Origin of the sequence: Citrobacter sp. TBCS-14 (assembly GCF_005280805.1) — a bacterium.
GTDB lineage: Bacteria > Pseudomonadota > Gammaproteobacteria > Enterobacterales > Enterobacteriaceae > Citrobacter > Citrobacter gillenii.
This window is the reverse complement of the sequence record NZ_SZWM01001334.1, coordinates 1-229: the sequence shown is the minus strand read 5'-3', so window position 1 is coordinate 229 and position 229 is coordinate 1. Positions and strand designations below refer to the sequence as shown.

General features: G+C 39.3%; 1 protein-coding gene. It reads right to left on the bottom strand.

Annotated elements, in window-relative coordinates:
* Nucleotides 1–229, bottom strand: a 229-nt coding sequence (locus FDX22_RS30705) for a hypothetical protein (protein ID WP_212732862.1), incomplete at both ends; no start/stop codon positions are given.

The window sequence follows — 229 nt, the reverse complement described above, 5'->3', positions numbered from 1 at the left end:
GTATTTATTAGAAGCTAAGTCATAATAAACTTTCGCGTCCCCAATTACTTCACTAGATCCAGCTCCGTGTTCATATAGCAATGGATATCGTTCTCTAGCAAACTCAATGCAGTTAGGGGTCAAGATAATACCGTTACGATTCTCTACGCCAACTTCTGAACCAATGCCTTGGAACGACTTAGAACCGTCCTCGTTTTCAGTTACTTTAATTTCAGCACTATTGGTTATT